Source organism: Streptomyces sp. NPDC107546 (assembly GCF_055639175.1).
Map to the genome: position 1 here is coordinate 57,614 of NZ_JBVKBA010000006.1, position 15,607 is coordinate 73,220.

Consider the following 15,607-nt stretch of genomic DNA (forward strand, 5'->3'; position numbering starts at 1 on the left):
CACGTTCGGTTCACCGATCCACGTTCGATATTTCGGCAGATCGATCACGCTAGGAGCCGCATGTTTCCCCCACCACGGCACTTCCTCCACCGCTCCAGAACCCTCGCCGCACGCCTCCTCGCCCTTGCCCTGACCGCGACGGCCGCCCTCCTCTTCGCCCAGCCCCCGCCCGCGACGGCGGCCACCGCGGTCCCTCAGATCCCCGTGCCCACCGCCCCCATGGGCTGGGCCTCCTGGAACAGCTTCGCCGCGAAGATCGACTACAACGTCATCAAGCAGCAGGTCGACGCGTTCGTCGCGGCAGGCCTCCCAGCCGCCGGATACAAGTACGTCAACATCGACGAAGGCTGGTGGCAGGGCACCCGCGACAGCGCCGGCAACATCACCGTGGACACCGGTGAGTGGCCCGGCGGCATGAGCGCCATCGCCGACTACATCCACAGCAAGGGCCTGAAGGCCGGCATCTACACCGACGCCGGCAAGGACGGCTGTGGCTACTACTACCCGACCGGCCGCCCCGCCGCGCCCGGCTCCGGCAGCGAGGGCCACTACGACCAGGACATGCTGCAGTTCTCGAAGTGGGGCTTCGACTTCGTGAAGGTCGACTGGTGCGGCGGTGACGTGGAAGGGCTGGACGCCGCCGGCACGTACAAGGCGATCAGTGACGCCGTCGCCAAGGCGTCCACGACCACCGGGCGTCCCCTCACCCTGTCCGTGTGCAACTGGGGCAAGCAGAACCCGTGGAACTGGGCACCGGGCCTGGCGCCCATGTGGCGGACCAGCACCGACATCATCTACTACGGCAACAAGCCGTCGATGACGAACCTGCTGTCGAACTTCGACCAGACCCTGCATCCCTCGGCCCAGCACACCGGCTCCTACAACGACCCGGACATGCTGATGGTCGGCATGGACGGCTTCACCGCCGCCCAGAACCGCACCCACATGGCCCTGTGGGCGATCTCCGGAGCCCCGCTGCTCGCCGGCAACGACCTGACGACGATGACGTCCGAGACCGCCTCCATCCTCACCAACCCCGAGGTCGTCGACGTCGACCAGGACCCGCGCGGCCTCCAGGGCGTCAAGGTCGCCGAGGACACCACCGGTCTCCAGGTGTACGGCAAGGTCCTCTCCGGCACCGGCAACCGCGCCGTCGTGCTGCTCAACCGCACCTCCTCCGCGCAGAACATCACCGTCCGCTGGTCCGACCTGGGCCTGACGAACGCCTCGGCCACCGTCCGCGACCTGTGGGCCCGCAAGGACCTGGGCACGTTCGGCACGAGCTACACCACGAACGTCCCGGCGGGCGGCACGGTGATGCTGAAGGTCAGCGGCGGCACGGAGGCGGCGAGCAGCACGTACGGCGCCACCTCCACCGGGCGCTACACCGGCGTGAGCGCGGCGAGCACCGGGGTGCACGTCGTCGGCGTCGCCTACACCAACACGTCCTCCACCGCCCGCACGGCGACCCTGCAGGTCAACGGGCAGACGCCGACGACCGTCTCGTTCCCGCCGACGGGCGCCACCCAGGGCACGGTCTCCGTCGAGGTCGGACTCTCCAAGGGATCCGCCAATTCGCTCACCCTGACCGGAGCTTCGCTGCCGAGCCTGGGCTCTATCACCGTCCGTCCGGCATCCGGCGCCAACGGCTCCCTGATCACCGGAAAGCAGTCCGGCCGCTGCGCCGACATCTACAACAACACGATCACCAACGGCACCCAGGCGGAGCTCTGGGACTGCAACGGCGGCCAGAACCAGTCCTGGACGTACACCTCCCGCAAGGAGCTGGTGGTGTACGGCAACAAGTGCCTGGACGCCTACAACCTCGGCACCGCCAACGGCACCAAAGTCGTCATCTGGGACTGCAACGGCCAGGCCAACCAGAAGTGGAACGTCAACTCCGACGGCACGATCACGAACGTCAACGCGGGCCTGTGCCTGGACGCCTACAACGCGGCCACGTCCAACGGCACGAATCTCGTCCTGTGGTCCTGCAACGGCGGCGACAACCAGAAGTGGACCCTGACGTAACGGACCCACCCGCAGGAAGGAAAAACCCCCACCCCGCAGAGCGCGGAGTGGGGGTTCTCTTCAGAGCGCCGGGCAGGCCTTGCACCTGCATCTCCCCGCAGGAAGCGGGGCGTCCTTCCTTGGACCACCAACGCACCACCGGTCACCGGGAGTTCCCGGCGGCCAGCACATGATCAAGTGTAACCCACTCCTGTCAGGCGCCGCACATCGCGCCTCAGGAGGGCAGCTGCTGCCGGTACGCGGCCAGCGCGGGCGCCGTCTTCGTCGCCAGGAACTCGGTGATCCGGTACGCGCACACGCCCGCCGCCACGAACGGGTCGGTCGCCGTCAGGCGCTCGATCTCCTCGCGGTCCTCGCCGGCGGCGAGGATGACCCCGCCCTCACGCGGAACCTTGCGGCCGGAGGCGAGGAAGACACCTGCTGTGTACTGCTCGTCCAGCCAGGCGACATGCGCCGGAATAACGGCGTCGACGGCGTCGAGCGGGGCGGTGTAGGTCAGTTCCAGTACGAACACGCCCGCCAGCCTATCCGCCCCCACCCGCCGGCCCGATGGCCATTCACCCGTGAAACAGCCCGAAGTAACCGTCGGTAACGTCACAGGTCAGTGTAGTAAGCGCATACCGACCGGCCAGTTTGTCGAAAAGCCCACGCGACCCGGTCCCCACGAGTAGCGTGCGTCGCTCACCCCCCGCTCCCTGCGGTCCGCCGCACCGGACCCGAGCCATGCAAGGAGAACCGGGATGTCCGACGCGTTCATACCGCGGCACTCGTCCCCCGAGTACTCAGTACCGCACCACTCACCACCGCCGTACCCGACGTACCCCTGGCAGCAGCCGCCCGCCCCACCGACCCGGCCACGGATGCCGGACCGTCCGCCGCTCGGACACCACAGCGACCTGCGCCTCCTGCGCACCGCCTACCGCTGGCAGCGGCGCGTGGCCACCCTGACCGCGCTCGGCTACTTCGTGCTGTTCCTCCTGCTGTCCGCGTTCGCGCCCTCCTTCATGACAGCCACCGTCTCCGGCGGCCTCACCATGGGCCTGCTGCTCGGACTGCTCCAACTCCCCGTCACCTGCGTCGCGATCGCCGTGTACGAGTACACGGCACGCCACGGCGTCGACCCGATCGCCGACCGCATCCGCAGACAGGCCGAACCGGACACCGGGCGGGGGGCGGCACGATGACCACGGCGAGCTTGCCGGGAGGCATCACCGGGTTCAGCAGCTCCGCACAGGCCATGTCACTCGTGGCGTTCACCACGGTCGCCACGATCACGCTCCTGCTGTGCGTGATGACCGGACCCGACCGCGACGACCTCGTCGAGTTCTACACCGGCTACAACTCCCTGTCCCCGATGCGCAACGGCCTCGCCATCGCGGGCGACTACATCTCCGCCGCCACCGTACTCAGCACAGGCGGGATCATCGCCCTCGCCGGATACGACGGTGTCGTCCTCGCGCTGAGCACGGCACTGTCGCTGATGCTGCTGATGTTCCTGCTGGCCGAGCCCCTGCGCAACGCGGGCCGATTCACCATGGGCGACGTGCTGGCACGGCGGATGCCCGGGCGGGCGGTGCGCACGACGGCGTGCGCCGTGACCATCGCCGCGCTGCTGCCGCTGATGCTCGTACAGCTCGCCGGGACCGGCGACCTGCTGGCCTTCATCCTCGGCTTCTCCAACGACGCGCTGAAGACGGGCTGCATCATCGGACTCGGCGCGCTGATGATCAGTTATGCGACGATCGGCGGCATGAAGGGCACAGCCCTCATCCAGATCCTGAAGATCGTGATGCTGCTCGGCTCCGGCGCGGCCGTCGCCGCCCTGATCCTGCACCGCTTCGACTGGGACCCGGGCGCGCTGTTCGCGGCCGCCGCGAAGAACAGCGGCGTCGGCCAAGCCTTCCTGCACTCGGGCCTGGAGTTCGCGGGCGGCCCGGCACCCCGCCTCGACATGATCAGCTCCGAGCTCACGGTGGTGCTCGGCGGCGCCTGCCTGCCGCACATCACCATGCGGATGTACACGGCGAACAGCGCCCGGCAGGTACGTCGCTCGATGTCCTGGGCAGTGCCTTCGGTGGCGCTGTTCGTGCCCGTCATCACGGTCGTCGGGTTCGGCGCGACCGCCCTGATCGGGCGCGCCACCATCGCGGCGGCCGACCCCCAGGGCCGTACGGCCTATCTGCTGGGCTCCCGGGCCGCGCTCGGGACGGACGTGTCGACAGGCGCGACACTGCTGTTCACCGCGGTCACGGCGGCGATCTTCCTGACCCTCCTCGCCTCCGTGGCCGGAATGATCCTCGCCTGCGCCAACTCCCTCGCACACGACGTCTTCGCCGCCATGAAGCACGAGATGCCCCCGCGACGCGAGATGACCACGGCACGCCTGTCGGCGATGGCGGTGGGTGCCGTGGCGGTCCTGCTCGCCACCCTCGTCCAGCACCGCAGCCTGCAGCCGCTGGCCACGCTCTCCTTCTGCATCGGCGCGTCCTCGATCGCACCGGCCCTGGTGTACAGCCTTTTCTGGCGCCGCTACACCCGAACCGGCCTGCTGTGCACGCTGATCGGCGGCACCGTGACGACCCTCGTGCTCATGACCGGCACCAACCTGGTCTCCGGCTCCCCCGCCGCGGCCTTCCCCGACGCCGACTTCAACTGGTTCCCGTTCACCACCACCGGCCTCGTCTCCATCCCGCTCGGCTTCGCCTACGGCTGGCTGGGCACGCTCGCCTCCGGCCGCGCCAAGGCCGCCGAGCAGCGCCGGCAGTACGAGGCGCTCGAAGGCTGGATCCTGGCGGGGGCGACCCGCAGGAGCGGCTGACGAACGGCCGGGCGCGCGCGGGGGCCGTTACTCCGCGGGAGCCCGGCCCGTCAGCATGGCCAGGCTGTTGCGCACATGGTCCATCTGAGCCTGCACACAGTCCCAGACCTCACCGTGCTCCCGCAGCACCCGCTCCGTCTCCCGGGCGATACGGTCCTCCCGCAGCCGCGCGTCCGCGACCAGCTCGGCGGCGCGCGCCTGGGCGTCCCGCTGCGCCTGCCGGGCCGACTCCTCGGCCTCGGCCAGCGCCTGCTGCGCCTGAGACAGCGCGGCCTCCGCGCGCGCCACCCGCTCCGCCTCCCACGCCTCGACCGCCGCGACCCGTTCGGCCGCCACCCGCTCCTCGTCCGCGCAGCGCTCGGCGTGCTCCCGCTCCTGCTCGGCGAGCAGCGCCGCCGTGCGCTGCCGCACCTCCCGCAGCGCGGCCAGCGCCTCCCCGCGCCCCTCCTTCACCTCACGCCGCGCCGTGATCCGTACGTCGTCGGCCTCGGCCCTCGCCGCCAGCAGCCGGGTGCGGACCCGCTCCTCGGCCTCACCACGCACCTCCTCCGCGTACGCCTGTGCCTCCTCCCGCACCCGCCGCGCTTCCTGCTCCGCCTCCGCGAGCACCCGCCCGGCGTCCTGCCGCGCCTCCTCCCGCAGGGCCTCGGCCTCCTCCCGCGCCAGGTCGAACAGCCGGCCGGCCCGATCGCCCAGACCTTCGTAGGTCTGCGCGGGAAGCTGCGCCGCCCTCTCCCGCAACCGCAGCAGACCGGCCTCCATCTCCTTGGCCAGCACCGTCAGCCGCGCGGCCCGCTCCCAGGCGGCGTCGCGCTCCCGTGAGAGGGCCGAGGTGTAGGCGTCGACCTGGTCGGGACGGTAGCCGCGCCGCACGGACACGAAGCCGTACGGCGACCTCGATGCGCTGCTCATCGTGGAACCCCTCTCCAGCTGACCCACGAATCGATGATTTTGCGCACATCTTGATGGATCAGTCAGAAGTGTTCATAACGCGACACTCCACGCACAAGCAACGGATCGCCCCGAAGACCACCCGAAAAAGCGGCCGGGCCCGGTCGTCCGTACGACCGGGCCCGGAACTGACGAGGCGTCAGAAGCGAGGAATCGGGGAAGAGCTCACAGCAACCCGTCCCACATCTGCTCCAGCAGCACCGACCACCAGCTCTCCGGCGAACTCAGCGCCGCCGGGTCCAGAGAGGCGAGCTGCGCCTGGAAGTCCACCGTCCAGCGGCCCGCCTGTTCCTGGTTGAGGCCGTAGCGCAGCCGCCACATCCGGCCGAGCAGGGCCAGAGCGCGCACGAACTCGGGCAGGCCCGTGTTCACGAACTGCGGCGGCACGGTAGCACCGCCCGGCCCCGCCTCCACGGGCACCGCGACGATGTTCGCCGTCCCGTACTGCACACAGATCGCCTTGCCGAAGTCGCTGCCCATGACCAGGTACGAGCCCGCGTCCGGGGCCGGCTGCACCCCGCGCTCCTGCGCCAGCTCCGCCAGCGTCGGCACTGGGCGGCCCGGCTGGGCCTGCGCCCAGAAGAACGGGCCCATGTCGAACGGCAGTCCCGCCACCACCAGGGTGTGCGCCACGATCGGGGGCACACCCTGCCGGGACACCGCGGCCTGCTCGAACCGGAAGATCCCCGGGCCGAAGGAACCCGCCAGCTCCTGCGCGATGCCCTCCGGCGGGACCGGCGGCGCGGGCTGCACCGCGGGCAGCGGTGCACGCACCGGCCCCGGACGCGCCGGACCGTCCGCCACCTGGTGCAACTCACCCTGATGCGCCAGCAGTTGCCGCATGCCCTGCTGACGGGAGGCGTGGTCGGTGCCGTACGGGGCGATGCTGGTGATCCGCGCCTGCGGCCAGTTCTCCCGGATCATCCGCGCACAGTACGCGCCCGGCAGTTCGCACGACTCCAGCTCCGTGTGCAGCTCCAGCACCTGGTCGGGCGGCACGTTCATGGCACGCAGTTCATGGAAGATCTGCCACTCCGGGTGCGGCATGCCCGGCGCCGAACGCCGGATCAGCTGCTGCTCGGAACCGTCCTGCGCGCGGTAGCGCAGCACGGCCTGATAGCCGGGGCCGACGGTCGGCGGACCCTGCGGCGGATAACCGTACGACGGCTGCGCACCGGGCATGGGCTGCCCGGGCGGCTGCTGCCCCGGCACCGGCTGTCCGGGCACCGGCTGTCCGGGCACCGGCTGTCCGGGCAGGGGCTGGCCGGGCAGGGGCTGCACCGGCGGCTGCGGGGCACCCGGAGGCATCCCGGGGGCACCCGGAGGCGGCGGGGCCGCACCGGGGCCTCCGGCCTGCGGCCCGGCCAGCATGGTCTCGGCGCGATGAACGGCACCGGGGGCACCCGGCGGCTGCGAAGCACCCGACGGATTCGGCGCGCCGGGGGCACCGGGCTGTCCGGGAGCCGCGGGCTGTCCCGGAGCACCGGGCTGTCCCGGAGCCGCGGGCAGGTGCGAAGGGCGCGGCGGTCCCGCGGGGTTGGGGGCGTCCGGAGTGCCGGGGCCCGGCCTGTGCGGGTCCGCGAGCACGGTGGCCGCGTGGTGCACACCGCCCGGGGGCGGGCCCGGAGGGGTCGGCGCTCCCGGAGCATGCGGCACCCCCGCAGGCATCGGCACACCCGGCGGCTGGGGGCCGCCCGGCGGCGGTGTTCCCGGCGGAGGCGTGCCGGGGCCCGCCGCGCCCCCGGGCCCGTCCGGGCCGAGTTGCGAGACGAGCTGGGTCGGCACATACCCGCCCGCCGAAGCGCCCGGTGCGGGCGGCGGCGGGGGAGGCGGCGGAGACGCGGCACCCGGCCGCGCACCCGGAACCCCGGGCGCGCCCGGCGGATGGGGCGGAACACCGGCGCGCGCAGCCCGCGGAGGCGCCGCCTTGCTGGTCGCGGCATCCGCGATGTCCGCGGCGTTCGGCGCGGGAGCCTGCGGCACGCCGGGCGCAGGCTGGCCCGGAGCCTGAGGATAGCCGTACGACGGAGCAACCGGCGCCTGCGGAGCACCGGGCACACCACCGGGAGGCTGCGGGTAGCCGTACGCCGGCGCACCCGGAGCACCCGGAGCACCCGGAGCACCCGGTACGCCGGGCGCGCCCGGAACCTGCGGAGCCCCCGGCGGCGTACCGCCCGGCATCATCGCCGCCTTCGCATCCGGCGGCGCGGCACCCTCGTCCGAGTCGCTCAACGGCGGCGGGAACACCGTCTCCGGCAGCGGCACCGAACGGTCCTCGCCCGCCTCCGCATTGGTGTCGGTACCCGCCCACGGCGTATCCCCCGCGGACCTGTCCGGCACCTCCTCGCCACTACCGGCCGCAGGCCACACCGTGCCCGACGCATCCGAAGAAGCCGCCGCGGCCGGACGCGAACCCGCCCCGTCCGACGCACCGTCACCGGACGTCCGCCGCTCCGGAACCCCCCTCCTGTCAGCCGCCTCCTGGAGCCACTCCGGCGGCGTCAACAGGAACGACGTCTGGTTCAGATCCACCCGGGCCCCGGGCGCCGCAACCGCGGGTGCCTCCGCGTCCCGCGCCCCGTACTCCTCCTCGTACCGGCGGATCACCTCACCCACCGGCAGCCCCGGCCACAGCGTCGCCTCACCACTGTCCCGGGCGATCACCAGCCGCTGAGCGCCCCCGTCCGAACGCGGCCCCCCGTCCCGGTCCTCCGCCCACACCACGAACCCGAGCTCGAACTCCCGCACCCGAACCTCACGCTGCAGATACGCCGGAACATCCCCGTTGATCCACTCTTCCGCGCGCTCCTGCGCCTGCGCGAACGTCACCATCGCCCGAACTCACTCCCCCACCGAAGACGCCGACGGCTCCGACGACACCGGCACCGCACGCGCGAACCCACCGTCCACCATCAGATTCGCCACGGTCTCCAACTCCGGCGGATCACCCGCGAGCCGACCCAGGAACTGGTCGAAGTCGTCACCGCACGGCAGCAACAACCGCTCCACCCGCTCAGCGGGCGTCCACGACGCGTCCACATCCCGCGCATCGTCATACGCGCAGAACCACACCGAACCGAGCCGGTCACCCTTCACCTTCACGGCCAGCAACCCGCCCTGCACAAAACCGACGCCCAGATAGTCCTTCGTCAGATGGTCACGCAGACACTTGTTCACATACACCAGGTCATTGACCGCCGCCTCGTCCCGCACCGTGAAGAACGGCTGGTCCACCAGCAGCCCCAACTCCGCGTCGAGCGCCGCACCCACCGGCGCACAACCACCGGCCGCCTTCAGAAACGACCGGTACGCACCCGGCAGCCGATACCCCAGGTCCTCCTCGACCCCCTGCACCTGCGACTCCGTCACCGCCACCGACGACTTCGGCAACCCGAAGTGCGCCGGCCGCGTCTCCTGCAACGGCCGCGTCCCCCGCTTGCCCTGGTCCACCCTCGCCGTCGCGATCCCCCCGTGATGCCGCAGCAGCGCCTTCACCTCGACCGGAACCAACTCCAGCCGCCGTGAACCCCGGACGTGATGCCACGTCCAACCATGCGGCGTCGCCACCGACGCGACCGTGTCCCACAACTCGTGCCCCGACGCCGCCAACGCCGCGTTCGCCGACACATAGTCCGTCAGCCGCAACTCATCCACACCGAAACCCTCCGGCGGATCCGCGATCTCAGCGGCCGCACGGGCATACGGTGAGAAATCCGGATAACCGTACTCGTCGACCCGCACCCCCCTCGGATGCCGGGCCCCCCTCACCGGGTCCGGAAAGTGCACGACCTGCCCGGCGTATGCCGCGTTCGGCGGCGCGGCCTGCTGCCCGAGCCGACCTGTCGTCACGGTTGCCCCCTGCGGCTTTCTGTCTGGCCTGTACGGCGATACGGATCGCGGACCCCGACAGCCTATGCGGTACGACGACACCGGTCACCGGCCCACCACTCCCCCTGACACCAGCCCACCACCGCCCATGACCAGCCGTCACCCCACCGTCACCGAACGACCCGACCCGGGCGTGTCACAGCGCCCCAGCTTCCGCACCCGCCACGGCATTTGGCAGTCTGTGTCCCCACCGGGGGGATGCACGGAGGGGAAGACGATCATGAACACCGCACCGACAGACACGTCCGGCGACCCGCGCATCGGCTGGAGCACCACCGACGCGCCCCCCACCCCCGCCCTCCGCCACCGCCGCGACGGCATCCTCCCCACCGTCGCCGCCGCCCTCTCCGTCCGCGGCGCCACCCTCACCGGCACCGCCGCCCGCGGCGACCAACCCCCCGCCCTGCACCCCCTCGTCCAGGACTTCCTCGACACCCTCACCAGCAGCCAACGCGACCGCTACACCGGACGCTGCGCCGAAACCATCCTCATCTCCCGCCACATCGCCGCCGCCGACGCCGCCCGCAGCAAACGCGCCGCCCGCAAACCCATGACCAACGGCGAAGCCCGCAAAGCCCTCAAACACGCCAAACTCACCGCCCGCCACATCCGCGAGGACGGCGACCCCCTCCACGGCAACTTCGCCCCACCCTGCCGCGCCTGCACCGCACTCAGCGCCCACTTCGGCGTCCGCATCATCGACCCCACCACGCAGGACTGACACCCCACCGACGAACGAAGAACAGATGCACGCCGACCGCACCTCCACCACACGTTTCTCCGTCCCCGTCGACGCCGCACTACGCGCCGCAGGCTGGCAACCAGGCCGCTGGGACATAAAGCAAGCGGAAATCTGGGCCGACGCCCTCCGCAGCCACACCTCACCCGCAGGCCACCGGCACGCCGTCTTCCCCGCCGCCGTCGAAGCCTGGGCCGAATTCGGCGGCCTCCACCTCACCGCCCAAGGCCCCGGCCGCCAACTCGCCCCCGCCGCCCTCCACCTCGACCCCCTCCACGGCCTCCACATGGCCCGCACCCTCGGCGACCTCGGCCGCGCCCTCGACACCGAAGTCAGCCCCCTCGGCGCGGAAACCGACAGCCACACCCTCATCGCCATCGACGCCGAAGGCCGCGTCTACGCCCTCGACCACACCGGCGACTGGTACCTCGGCCCCGACATCGACCACGGCCTCACCACCCTGCTCACCGGAATCGCCCCCGTACGACTCACCGCAGGATGACTCAGGCCACCTCCGCCGGAATCACCGCCGACACCCGGAACCCGCCCGCGTCCGTCGGCCCCGACACGAACACCCCGCCCAGCGCACCGACCCGCTCCTTCATCCCCAGCAGACCATTGCCCCCACTCGGCAACCGCGCCGCCACCACCGCACCCGGCTCCGGCGGCGGCTCGTTCTCCACCTGCATCGCGATCTCCGCACTGCGATGCGCCAACCGCACATGCGTCTTCGCCCCCGCCGCATGCTTGTGGACGTTCGTCAACGCCTCCTGCACCACCCGGTACGCCGTCTGCTCCACCACCGGCGCATACGACCGCACGTCCCCCTCCACCGACAGATCCACCACCATGCCGGCCGCAGCGGACTGCCCGATCAACTCCTCCAACTCGGCGAGGCAAGGACCCTCGGAGGACTCCGGATCAGCCGCCCGGAACGCCGCAGCGGCAGCCGCCGCCCCTACGGTCGCAAGAGACACAGCAGCCCGAGCCGGCCGCGCCACGGCCCCCTCCCCGCTCCGCAGCACACCCAGCATCTGCCGCAACTCGGTCAGCGCCTGCCGCCCCATGTCCCCGACCAGAGCAGCGTTCTTCACCGCCTTCTCGGGATCCTTCCGCGCGACAGCCTGAAGCGCCGCCGCATGCACCACCATCAGACTCACCCGATGCGCGACAACGTCATGCATCTCCCGCGCGATCCGCGTCCGCTCCTCGTTCCGCGCCCACTCCGCACGCTCCTCCGCCCGCTCCGCGAGCAGCATCAGCTCCCGCTCCAGCGAATCCGCCCGCTCCCGCAAGCTCTCCATCAGCCGCCGCCGGGCACCGACATACAGACCGAGGAGCACGGGAGGGGCGGTCATACCAAGAGCCGTGGTGACGGACAGAAAAGGAATGAACCCACCAGCGATGGACAGATCCCCCCGCACCATCCCCTGATGCGCCCGCACATACGTGACGACGAACATCCCCACGAACGACATCCCCGCCAACGCACCGATGATCCGCCGAGGCAACTCCGAAGCCGCGAGGGTGTACAACCCGACGAGCCCCATCAGGAACCCCATCTGCGCCGGCGTGACGGCGATGCTCACCAGCACGACAGCAACGGGCCACCGCCGCCGCAACAACAACGTCAGCCCCGCGAACAGCCCGAACACCATCCCCACCGGAGCCGGCAACCCGGCATCCCGCGAGAACTGAAGCCCCTCCACCGCACACTCCACGGCGGACACCACCGCGAGCCCGATATCGAGCACGGCACTACGCCACCGCACCCACCACCACGGCCCCCCGGCCGCGGTGTGCACTTCCCCCGACGTGGTCATGGCTCCAGCCTACGGGCGCCCCACACGGCTTTTCCGGCGAGTTTCCACGACCGCGCCACACCACACCCCGTAACCGAACAGAAGCGAAACGCCCCGGAATCCCTCGAACTGCTGAATCGCACACCGTTCGACCCCGGAAGGCCGGATTCCGCCCAGAGGTTATGCCCACGGCACAGGCACAGAGCGAGGGCACGGGAGCTCCGGCTCCAGGGCTGGACATACGACCAGAGCGAGGCGGAGTCGGGGTGTTCCCGGAACTCGGTGTCGCTTTGGGTGCGGGACCTACCGAGACCGGGGCGCCGCGACCCGATGGGGCAAGCAAAGCCGGCAGCCCGGAAGCGCCGGGAGCACGAGCCGGCAATCCGGGACGACAGGCGGCAACAGACGAAGGCGGCCGCCGCCCAGGAGATCGGTGAGCCGTCCGACCGCGAGTTGTTCATCGCCAGAGCGCCGAGCTGTACCGTCGCATCGAAGGCTGGTGGTGCGGCATAGTAGGTGCCGCGGCCGCAAGGGACTAGCAAAATGTCCGTTTAGGCCATCCGTGCACTCCCCTGTGGTGTAATTGGCAACACGGGTCACTTTGGATGATTTGTTCCAGGTTCGAGTCCTGGCAGGGGAGCCAAGCGCACCCGGGCCCTGACATCCCCGTCAGGGCCCGCTCGCATGTCCCCCAAGAAACGTCCCGGTATTCTGCGGATGTCCACCCCACCCCTTGAAGCCGAAGGGCATCCCCGTGAGCGCCAACCGCCCGGCCGCCGTCGTTGTTCTTGCAGCGGGTGAGGGCACCCGTATGAAGTCGGCCACACCCAAGGTTCTGCACGAGCTCTGTGGTCGTTCCCTCGTCGGGCATGTGCTCGCCTCCGCGCGCGAGTTGAAGCCCGAGAATCTCGTCGTCGTCGTGGGCCATGCCCGGGAGCAGGTCACCGCGCACCTGACCGAGATCGACCCGGATGTGCGTACGGCCGTGCAGGCCGAGCAGAACGGCACGGGGCACGCCGTGCGGATGGCTCTGGAGGAGCTGGGCGGGTCCGTCGAGGGAACCGTGGTGGTCGTGTGCGGTGACACCCCGCTGCTGACCGGTGAGACGCTGCGGCGGCTCGCCGCGACCCACGGTGCGGACGGCAACGCCGTCACCGTACTGACGGCCGAGGTCCCGGATGCCACGGGCTACGGCCGGATCGTGCGGGACGACTCGGGTGCCGTCACCGCGATCGTCGAGCACAAGGACGCCAGCGACGCGCAGCGGGCGATTCGTGAGATCAACTCGGGTGTCTTCGCTTTCGACGGCCGGTTGCTGGCCGAGGCGCTGAAGCAGGTCCGAACGGACAACAGTCAGGGTGAGGAGTACCTGACGGATGTGCTGGGGATCCTGCGGGAGGCCGGGCACCGGGTGGGGGCGTCCGTCGCGGTCGATCATCGTGAGATCTCCGGCATCAACAACCGGGTGCAGTTGGCGGAGGCGCGCCGCATCCTCAATGACCGGTTGCTGACGGCTGCGATGCTGTCGGGGGTGACCGTCGTGGATCCGGCGACCACCTGGGTCGACGTCACCGTGACCTTCGGGCAGGACGCCGTGGTGCACCCGGGTACGCAGCTTCTGGGTTCGACGCACGTCGGTGAGGGTGCCGAGGTCGGTCCGAATTCGCGGTTGAAGGACACCGAGGTCGGTGCGGGGGCGCGGGTCGACAACACCGTGTCGGACAGCGCCGTGGTCGGGCCGCAGGCTTCCGTCGGTCCGTACGCCTACCTCCGCCCGGGCACGCGTCTTGGGCTGAAGTCCAAGGTCGGTACGTACGTGGAGACGAAGAACGCCTCGATCGGTGAGGGGACGAAGGTCCCGCACCTCTCCTACGTCGGTGATGCGACGATCGGTGAGTACACGAACATCGGTGCCGCGAGCGTCTTCGTGAACTATGACGGACAGGACAAACACCACACCACGGTGGGGTCCCATTGCCGTACCGGTTCGGACAACATGTTTGTGGCGCCTGTCACGGTCGGGGACGGCGCGTACACCGCGGCCGGTTCTGTGATCACGAAGGATGTGCCGCCCGGTTCGCTGGCTGTGGCCCGTGGCCAGCAGCGGAATATCGAGGGTTGGGTGGCTCGTAAGCGTCCGGGGAGTGCGGCCGCGAAGGCGGCGGAGGCGGCTTCCCGGGAGTCGGATGGCGAGGACTGACCGGAATCAGGTGCGTCTGTGACGGCGTACCGTGATAAGTGCACACCCGCACCCCACCAGCTGAGACGGTCGTCCGTTTCCAGCCGTTGTGGCTGTGGCGGCCTCTGGATGCCCAGCTGAGTTATGACCTCTGAGGAGACAGTGTCGTGACCGGGATCAAGACGACCGGCCTGAAGAAGTTGATGTTCTTCTCCGGCCGCGCCCACCCCGAGCTTGCCGAGGAGGTCGCCCAGCAGTTGGGTGTCGGGGTTGTCCCGACGAAGGCCTTCGACTTCGCGAACGGTGAGATCTATGTGCGTTATCAGGAGTCGGCGCGGGGTGCCGACTGCTTCCTGATCCAGAGCCATACGGCTCCGATCAACAAATGGATCATGGAGCAGTTGATCATGATCGACGCGCTGAAGCGTGCGTCGGCGCGTTCCATCACCGTGATTGTGCCGTTCTACGGTTACGCGCGGCAGGACAAGAAGCACCGGGGGCGTGAACCGATTTCGGCGCGTCTGATCGCTGATCTGATGAAGACGGCGGGTGCGGACCGGATTCTGACGGTGGACCTGCACACGGACCAGATCCAGGGTTTCTTCGACGGTCCGGTGGATCACCTGTTCGCGCTGCCGCTGCTGGCGGACTACGTGGGCGGGAAGGTGGACCGGGACAAGCTGACCGTGGTGTCGCCGGATGCCGGCCGGGTGCGGGTCGCGGACCGCTGGTGCGACCGGCTGGGTGCGCCGCTGGCGATCGTGCACAAGCGGCGGGACAAGGACGTCGCCAACCAGGTGACGGTGCACGAGGTCGTGGGTGAGGTCAAGGGCCGGGTGTGTGTCCTGGTCGATGACATGATCGACACGGGTGGCACGATCTGTGCGGCGGCGGACGCGTTGTTCGCGCACGGTGCGGAGGATGTCATCGTGACGGCGACGCATGGTGTGCTGTCGGGTCCTGCGGCGGATCGCCTGAAGAACTCGCGGGTGAGTGAGTTCGTCTTCACGGACACGCTGCCGACGCCGGGTGAGCTGGGCCGGGACCTGGACAAGATCACGGTGTTGTCGATCGCTCCGACGATCGCGAGTGCGGTGCGTGAGGTGTTCGAGGACGGTTCGGTGACGAGCCTGTTCGACGAGCAGTAGTACCTGCCGGCCCTGGGGCTGGTGGAGATCGTTTTGGGTGCGGCCTCCTTC

12 protein-coding genes, 1 tRNA gene and 1 pseudogene are annotated in these 15,607 nt (G+C 70.2%); 9 read left to right on the forward strand and 5 right to left on the reverse strand.

The window, feature by feature from the left end; genetic code table 11:
- Positions 1 to 60 precede the first annotated feature (60 nt).
- The gene (locus ACZ7L1_RS10660; protein ID WP_471435984.1) at positions 61 to 2,031 is read left to right on the forward strand and encodes a ricin-type beta-trefoil lectin domain protein; all 1,971 of its coding nucleotides are present in this window, start codon (positions 61 to 63) and stop codon (positions 2,029 to 2,031) included.
- 214 nt (positions 2,032 to 2,245) lie between these two features.
- Here the strand turns inward: ACZ7L1_RS10660 and ACZ7L1_RS10665 are convergent, their stop codons facing one another.
- On the reverse strand, positions 2,246 to 2,545 hold the full coding sequence (locus ACZ7L1_RS10665) for a YciI family protein (protein ID WP_471435986.1): 300 nt from the start codon (positions 2,543 to 2,545) through the stop codon (positions 2,246 to 2,248).
- A gap of 226 nt (positions 2,546 to 2,771) precedes the next feature.
- On the opposite strand from ACZ7L1_RS10665, the gene ACZ7L1_RS10670 reads away from it, so the two are divergent.
- Positions 2,772 to 3,215: a DUF485 domain-containing protein gene (locus ACZ7L1_RS10670; protein ID WP_471435988.1), complete on the forward strand. Its 444-nt coding sequence runs from the start codon at positions 2,772 to 2,774 to the stop codon at positions 3,213 to 3,215.
- Complete coding sequence (locus ACZ7L1_RS10675) at positions 3,212 to 4,849, forward strand: sodium/solute symporter (protein WP_471435990.1); 1,638 nt, start codon at positions 3,212 to 3,214, stop codon at positions 4,847 to 4,849. The genes ACZ7L1_RS10670 and ACZ7L1_RS10675 overlap by 4 nt, the downstream gene beginning before the upstream one ends.
- A gap of 27 nt (positions 4,850 to 4,876) precedes the next feature.
- On the opposite strand, the gene ACZ7L1_RS10680 is transcribed toward ACZ7L1_RS10675, so the two are convergent.
- The 3 genes from ACZ7L1_RS10680 to ACZ7L1_RS10690 form a co-directional block, all read right to left on the reverse strand.
- Positions 4,877 to 5,761, reverse strand: coding sequence for a cellulose-binding protein (locus ACZ7L1_RS10680; RefSeq protein ID WP_471435991.1), 885 nt, complete (start codon positions 5,759 to 5,761; stop codon positions 4,877 to 4,879).
- A 204-nt stretch (positions 5,762 to 5,965) separates the two neighbouring features.
- Positions 5,966 to 8,632, reverse strand: a complete 2,667-nt coding sequence (locus ACZ7L1_RS10685) for an SUKH-4 family immunity protein (RefSeq protein WP_471435992.1) — start codon at positions 8,630 to 8,632, stop codon at positions 5,966 to 5,968.
- A 9-nt stretch (positions 8,633 to 8,641) separates the two neighbouring features.
- Positions 8,642 to 9,649 carry an SMI1/KNR4 family protein gene (locus tag ACZ7L1_RS10690; RefSeq protein WP_471436395.1) on the reverse strand — a complete coding sequence of 336 codons (1,008 nt, stop codon included), beginning with the start codon at positions 9,647 to 9,649 and terminating at the stop codon, positions 8,642 to 8,644.
- A 259-nt stretch (positions 9,650 to 9,908) separates the two neighbouring features.
- Between ACZ7L1_RS10690 and ACZ7L1_RS10695 the strand changes: the two genes are divergently transcribed.
- Both ACZ7L1_RS10695 and ACZ7L1_RS10700 read left to right on the forward strand, forming a co-directional pair.
- Positions 9,909 to 10,409 (forward strand): YwqJ-related putative deaminase, encoded by a 501-nt coding sequence (locus ACZ7L1_RS10695; protein ID WP_471435994.1) that lies wholly within the window; start codon positions 9,909 to 9,911, stop codon positions 10,407 to 10,409.
- A gap of 25 nt (positions 10,410 to 10,434) precedes the next feature.
- On the forward strand, positions 10,435 to 10,929 hold the full coding sequence (locus ACZ7L1_RS10700; protein ID WP_471435996.1) for an SUKH-3 domain-containing protein: 495 nt from the start codon (positions 10,435 to 10,437) through the stop codon (positions 10,927 to 10,929).
- A gap of 1 nt (position 10,930) precedes the next feature.
- Here the strand turns inward: ACZ7L1_RS10700 and ACZ7L1_RS10705 are convergent, their stop codons facing one another.
- The gene (locus ACZ7L1_RS10705) at positions 10,931 to 12,250 is read right to left on the reverse strand and encodes a sensor histidine kinase (protein WP_471435998.1); all 1,320 of its coding nucleotides are present in this window, start codon (positions 12,248 to 12,250) and stop codon (positions 10,931 to 10,933) included.
- A gap of 108 nt (positions 12,251 to 12,358) precedes the next feature.
- On the opposite strand from ACZ7L1_RS10705, the pseudogene ACZ7L1_RS10710 reads away from it, so the two are divergent.
- The 4 genes and pseudogenes from ACZ7L1_RS10710 to ACZ7L1_RS10725 form a co-directional block, all read left to right on the forward strand.
- Positions 12,359 to 12,551 (forward strand): annotated as a pseudogene (locus tag ACZ7L1_RS10710) (hypothetical protein); the annotation flags it as partial.
- 246 nt (positions 12,552 to 12,797) lie between these two features.
- Positions 12,798 to 12,872: transfer RNA gene (locus ACZ7L1_RS10715), tRNA-Gln, on the forward strand.
- Positions 12,873 to 12,983: 111 nt separating this feature from the next.
- A complete protein-coding gene (glmU, locus tag ACZ7L1_RS10720; RefSeq protein ID WP_471435999.1) occupies positions 12,984 to 14,429 on the forward strand; it encodes a bifunctional UDP-N-acetylglucosamine diphosphorylase/glucosamine-1-phosphate N-acetyltransferase GlmU in 1,446 nt (481 codons plus the stop codon).
- A gap of 146 nt (positions 14,430 to 14,575) precedes the next feature.
- Entirely contained in the window at positions 14,576 to 15,556 is a 981-nt protein-coding gene (locus tag ACZ7L1_RS10725) for a ribose-phosphate diphosphokinase (RefSeq protein ID WP_471436001.1), read from the forward strand.
- Positions 15,557 to 15,607: the final 51 nt, after the last annotated feature.